This window comes from Lysinibacillus parviboronicapiens, assembly GCF_003049575.1.
GTDB classification, from domain to species: Bacteria; Bacillota; Bacilli; order Bacillales_A; family Planococcaceae; genus Lysinibacillus; species Lysinibacillus parviboronicapiens.
Genome location: NZ_PYWI01000109.1, coordinates 1 through 353 on the forward strand (window position 1 = coordinate 1; position 353 = coordinate 353).

A 353-nucleotide genomic window follows, 5' to 3' on the forward strand; every position below is an offset into this window, starting at 1 on the left:
TCGATGGTTTCACCGTTGTTACAAATAAGAAGTTTAGCTTTAAACTCTATACTTGTTGAGAGTTTCTGCAACATACTTAATTCATTAGCCAACTTTTCTATTTCAACCAATCCCTCACTTTGTAATTTAGTAGTGACCAGCTCAAGTTGTTTTAATGACTGTTGAATTAATTCTATATTCTCCTTATATTTTCCTAAAACATTTTCAGTATCCAATATCTCACCTTGATTTTTTGTGTTGTTAATCATTTGATCGACTCTCCCTTTCTCTCTATAAAGTCATCATTACGCTGTGGTCTTTGACACGAGATATTAATAAACATCTTAGGATATGGCATGAAACCATCTCATAAA

General features: G+C 32.0%; 1 protein-coding gene. It reads right to left on the reverse strand.

The features are described from left to right. Positions 1–248: hypothetical protein (locus tag C9J35_RS23320; RefSeq protein WP_107927175.1), on the reverse strand; the 248-nt coding region annotated here is incomplete at its 3' end. Positions 249–353: the final 105 nt, after the last annotated feature.